The 12,176-nt window shown below is 74.0% G+C and carries 18 protein-coding genes; 4 read left to right on the forward strand and 14 right to left on the reverse strand.

The window, feature by feature from the left end; all coding sequences use genetic code 11:
* Positions 1 to 7: 7 nt before the first annotated feature.
* The 5 genes from thpR to infC all read right to left on the reverse strand — a co-directional run bounded on the left by thpR (position 8) and on the right by infC (position 3,236).
* Complete coding sequence (gene thpR, locus ACNHYB_RS04385) at positions 8 to 643, reverse strand: RNA 2',3'-cyclic phosphodiesterase (RefSeq protein WP_418277166.1); 636 nt, start codon at positions 641 to 643, stop codon at positions 8 to 10.
* 33 nt (positions 644 to 676) lie between these two features.
* The gene (locus tag ACNHYB_RS04390) at positions 677 to 1,549 is read right to left on the reverse strand and encodes a TrmH family RNA methyltransferase (protein WP_418277167.1); all 873 of its coding nucleotides are present in this window, start codon (positions 1,547 to 1,549) and stop codon (positions 677 to 679) included.
* A 38-nt stretch (positions 1,550 to 1,587) separates the two neighbouring features.
* Positions 1,588 to 1,971, reverse strand: coding sequence for a 50S ribosomal protein L20 (gene rplT / locus ACNHYB_RS04395; protein WP_418277168.1), 384 nt, complete (start codon positions 1,969 to 1,971; stop codon positions 1,588 to 1,590).
* Positions 1,972 to 2,032: 61 nt separating this feature from the next.
* Positions 2,033 to 2,227, reverse strand: coding sequence for a 50S ribosomal protein L35 (gene rpmI, locus ACNHYB_RS04400; protein WP_418277169.1), 195 nt, complete (start codon positions 2,225 to 2,227; stop codon positions 2,033 to 2,035).
* A 103-nt stretch (positions 2,228 to 2,330) separates the two neighbouring features.
* Complete coding sequence (infC, locus tag ACNHYB_RS04405; RefSeq protein WP_418277991.1) at positions 2,331 to 3,236, reverse strand: translation initiation factor IF-3; 906 nt, start codon at positions 3,234 to 3,236, stop codon at positions 2,331 to 2,333.
* A gap of 439 nt (positions 3,237 to 3,675) precedes the next feature.
* Here infC and ACNHYB_RS04410 point away from each other — a divergent pair, with 439 nt between their 5' ends.
* From ACNHYB_RS04410 to ACNHYB_RS04420, 3 genes are read left to right on the forward strand one after another with little or no spacing between them, the layout of a single operon-like run.
* Positions 3,676 to 4,029: a DUF1844 domain-containing protein gene (locus ACNHYB_RS04410; RefSeq protein ID WP_418277170.1), complete on the forward strand. Its 354-nt coding sequence runs from the start codon at positions 3,676 to 3,678 to the stop codon at positions 4,027 to 4,029.
* A 1-nt stretch (position 4,030) separates the two neighbouring features.
* Positions 4,031 to 4,615: a hypothetical protein gene (locus ACNHYB_RS04415; RefSeq protein ID WP_418277171.1), complete on the forward strand. Its 585-nt coding sequence runs from the start codon at positions 4,031 to 4,033 to the stop codon at positions 4,613 to 4,615.
* A complete protein-coding gene (locus tag ACNHYB_RS04420; RefSeq protein ID WP_418277172.1) occupies positions 4,612 to 5,349 on the forward strand; it encodes a S1C family serine protease in 738 nt (245 codons plus the stop codon). Before ACNHYB_RS04415 ends, ACNHYB_RS04420 begins: the two co-directional genes overlap by 4 nt.
* Positions 5,350 to 5,388: 39 nt before the next feature.
* On the opposite strand, the gene ACNHYB_RS04425 is transcribed toward ACNHYB_RS04420, so the two are convergent.
* Genes ACNHYB_RS04425 through ACNHYB_RS04465 form a run of 9 tightly spaced genes read right to left on the reverse strand, consistent with a single transcriptional unit; the run spans position 5,389 to position 11,541 of the window.
* Positions 5,389 to 6,126: an SseB family protein gene (locus ACNHYB_RS04425; RefSeq protein ID WP_418277174.1), complete on the reverse strand. Its 738-nt coding sequence runs from the start codon at positions 6,124 to 6,126 to the stop codon at positions 5,389 to 5,391.
* A complete protein-coding gene (gene priA, locus ACNHYB_RS04430) occupies positions 6,123 to 6,854 on the reverse strand; it encodes a bifunctional 1-(5-phosphoribosyl)-5-((5-phosphoribosylamino)methylideneamino)imidazole-4-carboxamide isomerase/phosphoribosylanthranilate isomerase PriA (RefSeq protein WP_418277175.1) in 732 nt (243 codons plus the stop codon). Before priA ends, ACNHYB_RS04425 begins: the two co-directional genes overlap by 4 nt.
* A 34-nt stretch (positions 6,855 to 6,888) precedes the next feature.
* Complete coding sequence (gene hisH / locus ACNHYB_RS04435; protein WP_418277176.1) at positions 6,889 to 7,635, reverse strand: imidazole glycerol phosphate synthase subunit HisH; 747 nt, start codon at positions 7,633 to 7,635, stop codon at positions 6,889 to 6,891.
* A complete protein-coding gene (locus ACNHYB_RS04440; RefSeq protein WP_418277177.1) occupies positions 7,635 to 7,790 on the reverse strand; it encodes a hypothetical protein in 156 nt (51 codons plus the stop codon). Before ACNHYB_RS04440 ends, hisH begins: the two co-directional genes overlap by 1 nt.
* Entirely contained in the window at positions 7,751 to 8,176 is a 426-nt protein-coding gene (locus ACNHYB_RS04445; protein ID WP_418277178.1) for a hypothetical protein, read from the reverse strand. Before ACNHYB_RS04445 ends, ACNHYB_RS04440 begins: the two co-directional genes overlap by 40 nt.
* Positions 8,173 to 8,775, reverse strand: a complete 603-nt coding sequence (gene hisB, locus ACNHYB_RS04450; protein WP_418277179.1) for an imidazoleglycerol-phosphate dehydratase HisB — start codon at positions 8,773 to 8,775, stop codon at positions 8,173 to 8,175. Before hisB ends, ACNHYB_RS04445 begins: the two co-directional genes overlap by 4 nt.
* The gene (locus ACNHYB_RS04455; RefSeq protein WP_418277181.1) at positions 8,775 to 9,905 is read right to left on the reverse strand and encodes a histidinol-phosphate transaminase; all 1,131 of its coding nucleotides are present in this window, start codon (positions 9,903 to 9,905) and stop codon (positions 8,775 to 8,777) included. Before ACNHYB_RS04455 ends, hisB begins: the two co-directional genes overlap by 1 nt.
* A gap of 9 nt (positions 9,906 to 9,914) precedes the next feature.
* On the reverse strand, positions 9,915 to 10,901 hold the full coding sequence (locus ACNHYB_RS04460) for a hypothetical protein (RefSeq protein WP_418277182.1): 987 nt from the start codon (positions 10,899 to 10,901) through the stop codon (positions 9,915 to 9,917).
* A gap of 49 nt (positions 10,902 to 10,950) precedes the next feature.
* On the reverse strand, positions 10,951 to 11,541 hold the full coding sequence (locus ACNHYB_RS04465) for a Rieske (2Fe-2S) protein (RefSeq protein WP_418277184.1): 591 nt from the start codon (positions 11,539 to 11,541) through the stop codon (positions 10,951 to 10,953).
* 52 nt (positions 11,542 to 11,593) lie between these two features.
* On the opposite strand from ACNHYB_RS04465, the gene ACNHYB_RS04470 reads away from it, so the two are divergent.
* The gene (locus ACNHYB_RS04470; protein ID WP_418277185.1) at positions 11,594 to 11,998 is read left to right on the forward strand and encodes a hypothetical protein; all 405 of its coding nucleotides are present in this window, start codon (positions 11,594 to 11,596) and stop codon (positions 11,996 to 11,998) included.
* The last annotated feature ends 178 nt before the right edge of the window (positions 11,999 to 12,176 follow it).

Below are 12,176 nucleotides of genomic sequence, written 5' to 3' on the forward strand. Positions count from 1 at the left end.
CACGCCGTCAGCGGAGGCCGCCCAGCGGGACGACGGCGACCTCGTCGTGCGCGGGGCCGCCTGCGGGACCGGCACCGAGACGCGAGGCGACCACCCGCACCTCGGTGACGGTGAACGCGGGCCCGCGGTAGACGGACAGGGCGCGCGCCCAGGCGCCGAACGGCGACGCCGGACCCTCCTGGTCCGCCTCGCCGCGACGTCGTGCGCGGCGGGCGCGGGCACGGTCGGCACCCACGAGCGACGACGACGCGCGCGCGACGGTCAGGTGGGGGCGACCGCCGGAACGCTCCGCTCCGGCCACCCCCGCGTCCTCCGCGGTGCGCGCGACCCGGTGGGAGAGCTCGCGCAGCCGGTCGACCCCGCCCCCCAGCCCGATCCACAGCGTGCGGCCGCCGAACGAACCGCAGCCGGCGGCCTCGAGGTCGAAGGGTCCGACGTCCTGCAGCGCGGAGGTGAGGTCCTCGACGTAGTCGTCCACCGCGCCGTCGGACACCTCGCCGTGGAAGACGAGCGTGACGTGCCGCTGGGACGGCGGCACCCGCCGCAGACCCGGGCCGAGGACGTCGGCACCGACGCCGCTCAGCGCCAGGTCGAGATGTGCCAGGGCCTCGGTGGACGGATAGACCGCGGTGAAGAGTCGCACGGCGACGATGCTACGGCCGTGGGCGACACGTCGTCAGCGCTGTGCGCGCGAGGACGCGTAGAGGCAGACCGTGGCGGCTGTGGCGAGGTTGAGCGACTCCGCCCTCCCCCGGATCGGGACCCGCACGACGGCGTCCGCGAGTGCGCGGTCCGCCTCGTGCAGCCCCCACGCCTCGTTGCCGAGCACCCAGGCGGTGGAGGCCGCCAGGTCGGGGACCCCGGCAGGCCGGCCCTGCGCTCCGACGACGTCGAGCAGGTCGTCGAGATCGTGGTCTCCCGCGCCGTCGGCCGCCAGCACCGTGCAGCCCGCTCGCCGCATCGCCGCCACCGTCTCCGGCAGCGACGGACCGGTGGCGACCGGCAGGTGGAACAGCGACCCGGCGGTGGACCGCACGACCTTGGGGTTGTGGACGTCCACGCTCTCCCCGGCCAGGACCACCAGGTCGGCACCGGAGGCGTCGGCGGCACGGATCACCGTGCCTGCGTTGCCGGGGTCGCGCACGGTGGCGAGGACGGCGACCAGCAGCGGGCGCGCCGCGTCCCGGCGGGATGACGCCAGCGTCGTCAGGACGTCGTCCAGCGGCCACGACCGCGACCGCACGACGGCGAGGACACCCTGGGCGTCGGCGCTCATGGCATCCAGCACCTCGGGCGCGCCGACGTGGACGCGGAGCCCCTGATCGAGCGCGTCGTCCAGGATCTCGTCGTACCGGGCGGCGGCGGCCTCGGTCAGGTAGACGTCACGGACGTCGTCCGTCGCGTGCCGCACCGCCTCGCGGACACCCTGCGGTCCCTCGACGAGGAACTGGGAGTGCTTGGCGCGTGCAGAACGCCCGGACAGCGCCCTGACCTGTTTGACCCGGTCAGCCCGCGGGTTGGCGAGCGTGACGTCGGGGATGCGCTGCATCGAGGTCAGGGGTGTCCGGGCGTCCGGGTGCGCGAGGCTCAGGCGGCCTTCGGGGCGTTGACGTCCTCGGGGAGGGCGTCCTTCGCGACCTGCACCAGCGCGTTGAACGCGGCGATGTCGTTGACCGCGAGCTCGGCGAGCATGCGACGGTCGACCTCGACACCGGCGGCCTTGAGGCCCTGGACCAGACGGTTGTAGGTCAGACCCTGCGCGCGGGAAGCAGCGTTGATGCGCTGGATCCACAGCTTGCGGAAGTCGCCCTTCTTCGTCTTGCGGTCGCGGTACGAGTAGACGAAGGAGTGGGTGACCTGCTCCTTGGCCTTGCGGTAGAGACGCGAACGCTGGCCGCGGTAACCGCTGGCGCGCTCGAGGGTCGTACGGCGCTTCTTGTGGGCGTTGACCGCCCGCTTCACGCGTGCCACGTGATGCTCCTTGCAGTTCGGGTCGGAAGGGGGTCCCGGTGACCGAGGTCACCGGCGGGACTCACTTGCCGAGCAGCTTCTTGATCTTCTTGACGTCCGACGGCGCGACCTCCTGGTCGAGCGCCAGGCGGCGGGTGCGACGGGTCGACTTGTGCTCGAGCAGGTGCCGGCGGTTGGCCTGCTCGCGCATGACCTTCCCCTTGCCGGTGACCCGGAAGCGCTTCTTGGCGCCGGAGTGCGTCTTGTTCTTCGGCATGACTGCCGTCTCTCCTCGTGTCGGTCACCCGCCCGGTCGGGCGGGGACGTGGTGCTGACCAGGGCCGGTGGGCCGTCCCGGTGTCAGATGGTCTGGCGTGCTCTCAGCTCGTGCGGGGCCCGGGTTGCGGCGCCGGACGCGGCGTGCGCGGCCGCGGTGCCGGAGCGGCGGCGGCCTTCGGCTTCGCCGGCTCGCTCGGCACCTTCTGCTTCGCGGGTGTGCTCGGCGCCTCCTGCTTCGCAGGCTCGCTGCGTGCCTCCTGCTTCGCGGGCTCGCTCGGCGTCTCCTGCTTCGCGGGCTGGGCCACCGGCTCGCTCGGCGTCTCCTGCTTCGCGGGCTGGGCCACCGGCTCGCTCGGCGTCTCGACCACCGGCTCCTGCGGCTCGTCGCTCTGGCCGGCCTGGGCGCGGGCCTCGGCCTTGACCTCGGACTTGGTCTTGCGCTGTGCGTTGACCTCGGCCGAGCGCTTGCGCTGCTCCACCTTGGCGTCGGCCTTCTTCTTCACGGGGCCGAGCACCATGGTCATGTTGCGCCCGTCCTGCTTGGGCATCGACTCCACGAAGCCGAGCTCCGCGACGTCGTCCGCGAGCCGCTGCAGGAGCCGCACGCCCATCTCGGGGCGGGACTGCTCGCGACCGCGGAACATGATCATGACCTTGACCTTGTCGCCCGCCGAGAGGAAGCGCACGACGTGGCCCTTCTTGGTCTCGTAGTCGTGCGGGTCGATCTTGAGGCGGAACCGGATCTCCTTGAGCAGGGTGTTCGCCTGCTTGCGGCGCGCCTCGCGCGCCTTCATGTCCGACTCGTACTTGAACTTGCCGAAGTCCATGAGCTTGGCGACCGGGGGTCGCGCGTCGGGAGCGACCTCGACCAGGTCGAGGTCGGCGTCCTGGGCAAGCTTCAGGGCGACGCCTGTGGCGACCACGCCGACCTGTTCCCCGCCCGGGCCGATGAGCCGGACCTCGGGAACACGGATCCGGTCGTTGATGCGAGGCTCGCTGATGGTGATGCTCCTAGGAACTCGTCGTCAGGACCGCCAGGAACGGGAAAGGCCCCCGACCTGAGAGACAGGTGGAGGCCACGATGATCCGGACGCGCCACGGCACACGGCCACGACACGAGCAGGACGGCGAGCGACGCCGTCCGACCGGACCCGGATCCTGTCGGTGCGTGCACCAGTCGGAACTCGGGTGGGATGATCTCCACTTGCGACACCCGGCCGAAAGCCGTCAGGCGGTCGGTCGGGTCGGTCAGCTCATAAGGCTAGCACGACCGCGGCGGAGCAGGTCCGCACGGTCCGAGGTGGAGCGTGTCTCGTACGTCACGTCGACCGGGAGGCCGCGCCGTCCGGCGGTACGTCACCCCGCCCGGTGCGTCTCCCCGTCGGGTACGTCACGTCACGCCGCCGACCCTGCCGCGACGCCGCACCGAGGTGCCAAGATGGTCCCATGAGCTCCAGCACCGGGAACGACCCCGCCGCCGCGACCCGCGACATCGCCGACGTCGCCGCCGTCGAGGTCATCACGACCGCCGCCGTCCACCTCATGAGCGCCGCCGCCGTCAAGTGCGGGCTCGCCGAGGACGCCGACGAGGGCTCGCACCTCGACCTCGACGAGGCCCGCAAGCTGATCACCGCCCTCGCCGCCCTGGTCACCGCCTCCGCGCCCGACCTCGGCAACCAGCACGCCCGCTCCCTGCGGGACGGGCTCAAGACGCTCCAGCTCGCCTTCCGCGAGGCGTCCTTCGTGCCCGACGCCCCCGGCGAGGGCCCTGGCGAGAAGTACACGGGCTCCGTCGTCTGACATGACCTCCGCGCCCTGGGAACCGCCGACGACGCCGGCAGGGTCCGACGCCGCCGGCAGCCCGGAGCGCCGCCGGACCGGACGAGGCACCACGGCGGCCGTGGTCGTGCTCGCCGTCCTCCTCGTGCTCACGACCGTCACGTCGGTCCACCTGTGGCGCACCACGACCGCGTGGCAGGAGCACGCCGCCCAGTGGGAGACGCAGGCCCGCGAGCAGGCCGGCCAGGCCGCCTCGCTCCGGACCGAGCTGGACGGCGTGTCGGCCGAGCTGGTGGGCGCCCGCGACCAGCTCCGCACGGCGACGTCCCGCATCACCGAGCTCGCCGACGAGAAGGCACAGCTCGGCGACGAGAACGTCGTGAGCCAGCAGTACCTCGACTACCAACGACGCGTCAGCGAGGCCGCGGGCGCCGTGGCGACCGCGCTCGGCCAGTGCATCCGCTCGCAGGCCGAGCTCATCGGCTACCTCGAGGAGCCCGAGGCCTACGACCCGGCCGACCTCGAGCGCTTCGCCGGCGACGTCCAGGCCCTCTGCGACGAGGCCGTCGACGCCAACGACCAGCTCCAGCAGGAGCTGACCCAGTGAGCCGCCGCACCCGGCGGGCAGTCGTGGGGCTCGCGGCCGCGGGGGCGGTCCTCACCACGTCCTGCGGGGTGCTGCCCGAGATGCCCCCGCCCGTGCCGGCCGACATCGCCCCCAGCCCGGTGAGCCCTTCGCTCGGCGCCGAGCACTCCGAGCAGCTCTCCCCCGACGGCTTCGACGCCGTCCAGCGCATGGCCGTCCGCGTCCGCAACGTCGGCTGCGAGAACCTGTCGACCGGGTCGGGGTTCGCCATCGACGAGCACACCCTGATCACGAACCGGCACGTCGTGGCCGGTTCCGAGACGCTCGAGGTCAACACCTACGACGGCCGTGACATCGACGTCGCCACGGCGAGCGCCGCGTCGCTGGCCGACCTCGCCGTCGTCAGGACCGAGGACCCCTTGCCCTCCTCCCCGCAGATCGCCGAGTCCGACCCGCGCCAGGGCGACCGCGTCACGGTCGTGGGCTACCCGTCCGGCGGGGAGCTGACCGTCACCGACGGCGAGGTCATCGGCTCCACGACGGACCCGTTGAACGAGAACCTCGGCGAGGTGCTCATCACGGACGCGCCGGTGGAGCCGGGGTCGTCGGGGTCGGCCGCGCTCGACGAGCAGGGTCGCGTCATCGGCGTCGTCTACGCCAAGACCACCGACGGTCGCTCGCTCGTGGTGCCGGCGTCGACCCTGCGCGCGCTGCTCGACGACGGCGCGGCGTTCACCGACCTGCCGCCCTGCTGACCGACTCGGCGCGCGGCCACGGTCGGCGCGCGGCCACGGTCAGCGCGCGGCGCCGATGCGCAGCTCGAGCGAGTCCACACGGTCGGCGACGACCTTCGCGGCGGCCAGGCGGGCGTTGACCTGCCCGAGCACGGTGTCCAGCCCCGCCCGGTCCAGGCCGGGGTCGAGCGCCAGCACCACGGCGACCTCCGCCTTGCGGCCCGGCTCGGCGTGCGCCCGCACGACGTGCTGGACCGGGGCGGCCGCGTCGGCCACCGCGCGGGCCACCTCGTCGTCGACGACGAGCCCGTCCGCGGTGGGCGTCAGCGCCGGGACCCACGGATGGCCCTGCGCGAGCGCCCACACCGCGGGCCGTGGGACGAGCACGGTCACCGGGCCCGCCGGGTCGAGCACCAGCAGCGACCACTTCTCGGCGACGGCGGAGAGCGCCGCCCGGGCGGCCTCGACCGGCACGGGACGGGCGTGGGCACGCCACGCCGTCATGGCCGCCACCGAGCTGAAGATCGGCAGCGCACGACGACCGTCCGGCGCCTCGAGCGCGACGACGCCCGCGGACGCCTCCTTGTCGACCTGGAGCTCGGTCCCGTCGTGCTCCACCGTGGCGGAAGCCTCGACCTCGGCGAGGACCGGCACGAGCACCCGGGTCGCGGCGAGGCGGTGCACGACGTCGCGCAGCGGTGTCGTCCCCGCCCGCAGCCCCTCGAGCAGGCGGACGAGCTCGGCGTCGGCGGCGCCGTCGTCCCCGGCGAACTGGCTGGTGGGCTGGATGTCCTTCACGGGCGTCCCGCCACGTCGAGGGCCTCGGGCAGGGTGAACGCCCCTGCGTACAGCGCCTTGCCGACGACGGCTCCCTCCACGCCGTCCGGCACCAGGGCCCGCAGGACCTCCAGGTCGGCGAGGGAGGAGATGCCGCCGGAGGCGACGACCTTGGCCGGCGTGCGCTCCGCGACCTGGCGCAGGAGCTCGACGTTGGGACCGCGCAGCGTGCCGTCCTTGGTGACGTCCGTGACCACGTAGCGGGCACAACCGGCGTCGTCCAGGCGGGCCAGCACCTCCCACAGGTCACCGCCCTCCTGGGTCCAGCCCCGAGCGGCCAGCGTGGTGCCCCGCACGTCGAGGCCGACGGCGACGGCGTCGCCGTGCTCGGCGATGACGCGGGCGGTCCACTCGGGGTCCTCGAGCGCCGCGGTGCCGATGTTGACCCGGCGGGCACCCGTGCCCAGCGCCCGCTCGAGCGAGGCGTCGTCCCGGATGCCCCCGGAGAGCTCGACCTGCACGTCGAGCTCCGCCACGACGCGCGCGAGCAGGTCGGCGTTGGTGCCACGCCCGAAGGCCGCGTCGAGGTCGACGAGGTGGATCCACTCCGCCCCGCCCGCCTGCCAGTCGAGCGCGGCCGCCAGGGGCTCGCCGTAGGAGGTCTCGGACCCGGCCTCCCCCTGGACGAGGCGGACGGCCTGGCCGTCGGCGACGTCGACGGCGGGCAGCAGCACGAGGCGTTCGGTCATGGATCGAGTCTCCAGTCGGTTCGGGCGGGGGCGCTCAGAGCGAGCGGACCCAGTTCTCGAGCAGGGTGGCTCCGGCGTCGCCGGACTTCTCGGGGTGGAACTGCGTGGCGGCCAGCGGGCCGTCCTCGACGGCCGCGACGAAGCGCACCGCCGACCCCTGGGGTCCGTGGTCGGACCAGGTGACGCGCGGCGGCACGTAGCGCGGGTCGGCCGCGTCGTCGTGCCCCTGGGTGAAGGTCTGCGCGGCGTAGGAGTGCACGAAGTAGAAGCGCTCGTCCTCGACGCCGGCGAACAGCGTGCTGCCCTGCGCGGCGTCGACCGTCGACCATCCCATGTGGGGCACGACGGGGGCGTCGAGGTGGTCGACGACGCCGCGCCACTCGCCCAGGCCGTCGGCGCGCACGCCGTGCTCGACCCCGGCGTCGAACATCACCTGCATGCCCACGCAGATGCCCAGCACGGGTCGCCCTCCGGCGAGGCGACGGTCGACGACCTGGTCGCCGCGGACCGCCCGCAGCCCGTCCATGCAGGCGGCGAACGCCCCGACACCGGGCACGACGAGGCCGTCGGCCTCGGAGGCGGCCTGCCGGTCGGCCGTCAGCTCGACGTCGGCGCCCACACGCTCGAGGGCGCGCACCGCGGAGCGGACGTTGCCGAAGCCGTAGTCGAGCACGACGACGCGCGGGCGGCCGTCGACGCGAGGCGTCGCGACGGGCCGGGGGTTCAGGTCGGCGGCGGCGCCGCCGTCGGGCAGGAGCTCGGGGACGTCGGACGCCGCCATCACTTCTTCTTCCGGGCCTTGCGCGACACCGCGGACAGCATCCGCACCGCCTTGAGTCGGCCGATCCCGGCCGACGTCACCACACCGGGGAGGTCGTCGAGCGTGAGGTGGCCGGTCAGCAGGTCCTCCAGCGCGTCGGGCGCACCACCCAGCACCAGGCCCGGGGGAGCTTGCCCTCGTCCGCACCGTCCAGGTACCGGTGGCAGGTGAGCTGCTCGCCCTGGCGGGTGACCAGGATCAAGGGCACTGCCTTGACCACCTGGGAGATAGCGGCCGCGGCACGCTGCGGCGCCTCGCCCGAGCGGTCGCGCAGGATGGCGAGCGCGCCGACGGGCGTGGGGACGGCGTCGATCTCGATGCCGGCCAGCGAGCACGCGGCGGCGAGCGCCTCGGCGTCGGCGACCTGCGTGATCAGTGCGGCGAGGGCCGGGTCCGGTGTCCCGCCGAGGGACGAGAGGTCGTCGGGAACCTCGAAGTCCTCGGGGAGCTCCGGGACGTCGGGGAGCTCGGGCTGGTCGGGCTGACCAGGCGCAGCGGTCACAGTGCACCCTTCGTGGACGGGATGCCGTCGACGCGGGGGTCGAGGGCTACGGCGGCCCGCAGCGCGCGCGCCAGGGCCTTGAACTGTGCCTCGACGACGTGGTGCGGGTCGCGGCCCGCGAGCACGCGCACGTGGAGGCAGATGTCGGCGTGGTGGGCGAGGGACTCCAGCACGTGCCGGGTCAACGATCCCGTGAAGTGCCCGCCGATGAGGTGGTACTCCTGGCCGGGCGGCTCGCCGGTGTGCACCAGGTAGGGCCGGCCGGACACGTCGACGACGGCCTGGGCGAGCGCCTCGTCCAGCGGCACGAGCGCGTCGCCGAACCGGGCGATGCCCGCCTTGTCTCCGAGGGCCTGCTTGAGCGCCTGGCCCAGCACGATCGCGGTGTCCTCGACGGTGTGGTGGGCGTCGATGTGCGTGTCACCCGTGGCCCGCACCGTCAGGTCGACGAGCGAGTGCTTGCCGAGCGCGGTGAGCATGTGGTCGTAGAACGGAACGGACGTGGAGACGTCGGTGCGGCCCGTGCCGTCGAGGTCGAGCTCGACGACCACGCTGGACTCGCTGGTGGTGCGTTCGATGCGTGCGGTACGCCCTGTCATCACTGCTCCTGTTCGACGATGACGTCGGTCAACGCGTCCTTGAACGCTGCCGTCTCGGCAGGCGTTCCCACCGAGACCCGCAACCAGCCCTCGGGTCCGGTCTCCCGGATGAGGACGCCACGGTCGAGCAGGCCCTGCCAGACGGCGTGCCGGTCGGCGAACGTGCCGAAGAGCACGAAGTTCGCGTCGGTGTCGGCCACCCTCAGGGGCCGTCCTGCCACCACCTGCTGCCGCAACCATGCCACGAGGTCGTCCCGCTGCGCACGCAGGTCCGCGACCTGGGCGAGCAACGAGTCGCGGTGGGCCAGCGCGGCCCGCGCGGTCGCCTGCGTGACGGCGGACAGGTGGTACGGCAGGCGGACGACGCGCAGCGCGTCCACCAGGGCCCCGGACGCGGCGAGGTATCCCAGGCGCAGACCGGCGGCCGCGAACGCCTTGGACATGGTGCGGGTCACGGCCAGGTGGGGGTGGCGGTCCAGCAGCTCGAGCGCGGAGGGTGTGCCTGCGCGCCGGAACTCGGCGTACGCCTCGTCGACCACGACCACGGCCGGGATCCGGGCAGCGGCCTCGAGCACGGCCTCGACGGTGGCCTGCGGAAGCGCCGTGCCCGTGGGGTTGTTCGGGCTGGCCAGCAGGACGACCGACGGCCGCTCCGCCTCGATGGTCGCCACGGCGTGCTCCGGGTCCACCGTGAAGTCCTCGGCGCGGCGGCCGACGACCCAGCGGGTGTGGGTGTCACGCGCGTACTCGGGATACATCGAGTAGGTGGGCGCGAACGACAGGGCCGTGCGTCCCGGGCCACCGAACGCCTGCAGCAGGTGGAGCATGACCTCGTTCGACCCGTTCGCCGCCCAGATCTGCTCCGCACCGAGGTGCACGCCCGACTCGAGGGCGAGGTAGTCCGCCAGGTCCGCGCGCAGCGCCGGGAAGTCGCGGTCCGGGTAGCGGTTGAGCCGCCGGGCGGCGTCGGCGACGTGCGCGGCGATCGTCGCCACGACCTCGTCGGACGGCGGGTACGGGTTCTCGTTGACGTTGAGCAGCACGGGCACGTCGAGCTGAGGTGCGCCGTAGGGCACCTCGTCGGCGAGCTCGGGGCGCAGCGGCAGCGCCGGAGCGTCGGGGGTGGTCACCGCCCCAGTCTACGAACTGTGGCCGGCGCCGGGGTCCGGCGTCCGTGAACCGGTCCGTCGTGAACCGGTCGGTCGTCGTCGCCACCAGGCCACCAGCGCACCCACGGCGACCGCGCTCACGAACCACGGCCACGGTGGCGCGGCGCCCACGGACAGCGCGGCCCGGGTGTACTCGCCGGCGACCCGCACGAGCTCGAACGGGTCGTCCGCCAGGAAGGAGGCGCCCGGCCTGATCAGGTCGCCCGCGGTGCCCACGCCGATGCGCAGGGCGGTGGCCACGGGCACCAGGGCGAGCGGGACGATCCACATCGCGTAGGTCCACCAGCGGCGGGTGACGCTGCAGCCCAGCGCGACCCCCAGCAGCGCCGCCGTGAGGAACAGGTGGACGTTCGTGGCGACCCGCACGAGCCGGTAGTCGCCGGTGGTGACCAGCAGGTCGGGGACCAGCAGCGGGCTCATGCCCTGCACGAGCACGATCGGCACGACGAGCGCCGTGGCGCGCAGCACCGTCGGCCCGAGGGCCGCGAGCAGACCGCAGGCCAGGCCCGGCACCGTGGCGATGAGGGGCGCGCGTTCCAGGACCAGGGCGACACCGGCCGACGGCGACGTGAACCCCAGCGCGGGAGCCCCGAGGAACGCGATGACCAGGGCGGCCAGGAGCGGCCCGGCGGCCGCGGCGAACGCCGCCGGCACGCGGCGCGCGCCCAGCGCGGCGACGAGCCCACCGGCGGCTCCGCCGACGAGAGCGTCGGCGGACACCCGAGAGATCGACGTGGGCATCGAGCGGTCCGCCCCTGTCAGCAGGTCCAGCAGGTCGACGCCGAAACCGACCACGACCCAGGCCGTGGCGGAGACCACCAGCACGGCCCACGTCGGCAGCCGACGCCACCTCGGGCGGACCGGTGGGACGTCGTCGTCCGGCCGCCCGGCATCCTCGGGCACGGCATCCTCGGGCACCGCGTCGTCCGGCACGGGGTTGCCCCGGGACATGGTCATGCCAAGCAGGCTCGCGTGACCGACGCCCCAGGTGAAGGGCGCCGCACCGTCAGGCGACGACCACGTCGCCGTCCGAGATCTCGACCGGCACCTCGCCCAGCGGCTCGGGCGCCGGCCCGGACTGCACGGAGGCGTCCGTCAGCGAGAAGACCGACCGGTGGCACGGGCACTCCAGCACCCCCTCGCCGGGGACGACGGCGCAGCCCTGGTGGGTGCACACAGCGCTGAAGACGTGCACCTCGCCCTCGACCGGCTGGGTCACCAGCACGTCGGCACCGGCCACCTGCGCGCTCACCGCGCCGCCGACGGGGACGTCCGCGAGCGCGACGACGACCTCCCCGGACGCCGAGGACGCCTCCGCGGCCGAACCGTTGGGACCCGAGCCCTCGGCGCAGGCAGCGAGCGCCGTCGCGGAGGCGAGCGTCCCGGCCGTGATCGTCACGCCACGGAGCACCTGGCGGCGGGTGCAGCAGCCCTGGGCGACGCTCACCGCGTCACCGGACCGGGCAGTGCCGGCACCGGCGTCGCCGAGCCGGGCGTCGCCCGGCAGGAAGGCGTCGGCCCGGGCGTCGTCGGACCGGAACGCGTCGGGCCGGAGGGTGTCGATCAGGGCACGGTCGGTCACGACGGGTTCGGTCATGCGGGGGCTCCTCGGCGGACGAGTCTCGGACTGCGGTGGCAGCATGTCCATCATGGACGCTCGGACCGGACAGGTGCCAGCCGTGCACGCGCCGCGCCCGGCGTGGGTGTGGCGGTCGATGGCCGCGCTCGGGGTCCTCGCCTCCGCGGCGGTCCACCTGGTGGAGTGGTTCGGTGGCTATCGCGACATCCCGTGGGTGGGCGGGCTGTTCCTGCTGAACTCCGTGGCCGGTCTCGTGCTCGCGGTGCTGCTGGTCACGTGGCGGCACTGGCTGCCCCTGGTCGGGGCCGTCGGGCTCGGGGCGGCGACCCTGCTCGCCTTCGTCGCCTCGACGACCGTCGGGTTTCTCGGCGTGACGAGCAGGTTCACGGGCGAGACGGTGTGGATCGCGGCGACGGCCGAGGTGCTCGCCGTGGTGGCCGCCACCGCGGCGCTGCTGCGCGAGCAGTCGCGCTGACCTGTGGACGGGCGCCGACGGGTGTCGTGCCCTGCCCCTACGATCGCAGGGTGACCTCTTCCGACGACCCGTACGCGGACCTCGTGCCCACCTGGACCGACGCGGACGTCCCTCCGGACGACGACGTGGCGCCCCCGCCGGACGACGTCCCGGTCGGGCCGCACGCGGGACCGGCGGG

The sequence above is a fragment of the Isoptericola jiangsuensis genome (assembly GCF_048320105.1).
In the GTDB taxonomy this organism is placed as follows: domain Bacteria; phylum Actinomycetota; class Actinomycetes; order Actinomycetales; family Cellulomonadaceae; genus Isoptericola; species Isoptericola jiangsuensis_A.

Coding starts and splice junctions, on each gene's coding strand:
- ACNHYB_RS04410 (WP_418277170.1), top strand. CDS start 3,676: ATGAGCTCCAGCACCGGGAACGACCCCGCCGCCGCGACCCGCGACATC.
- hisH (WP_418277176.1), bottom strand. CDS start 7,635: ATGGCGGCGTCCGACGTCCCCGAGCTCCTGCCCGACGGCGGCGCCGCC.
- ACNHYB_RS04390 (WP_418277167.1), bottom strand. CDS start 1,549: ATGCAGCGCATCCCCGACGTCACGCTCGCCAACCCGCGGGCTGACCGG.
- ACNHYB_RS04465 (WP_418277184.1), bottom strand. CDS start 11,541: ATGACCGAACCCGTCGTGACCGACCGTGCCCTGATCGACACCCTCCGG.
- priA (WP_418277175.1), bottom strand. CDS start 6,854: ATGACCGAACGCCTCGTGCTGCTGCCCGCCGTCGACGTCGCCGACGGC.
- ACNHYB_RS04470 (WP_418277185.1), top strand. CDS start 11,594: ATGGACGCTCGGACCGGACAGGTGCCAGCCGTGCACGCGCCGCGCCCG.
- ACNHYB_RS04415 (WP_418277171.1), top strand. CDS start 4,031: ATGACCTCCGCGCCCTGGGAACCGCCGACGACGCCGGCAGGGTCCGAC.
- hisB (WP_418277179.1), bottom strand. CDS start 8,775: ATGACAGGGCGTACCGCACGCATCGAACGCACCACCAGCGAGTCCAGC.
- rpmI (WP_418277169.1), bottom strand. CDS start 2,227: ATGCCGAAGAACAAGACGCACTCCGGCGCCAAGAAGCGCTTCCGGGTC.
- ACNHYB_RS04460 (WP_418277182.1), bottom strand. CDS start 10,901: ATGACCATGTCCCGGGGCAACCCCGTGCCGGACGACGCGGTGCCCGAG.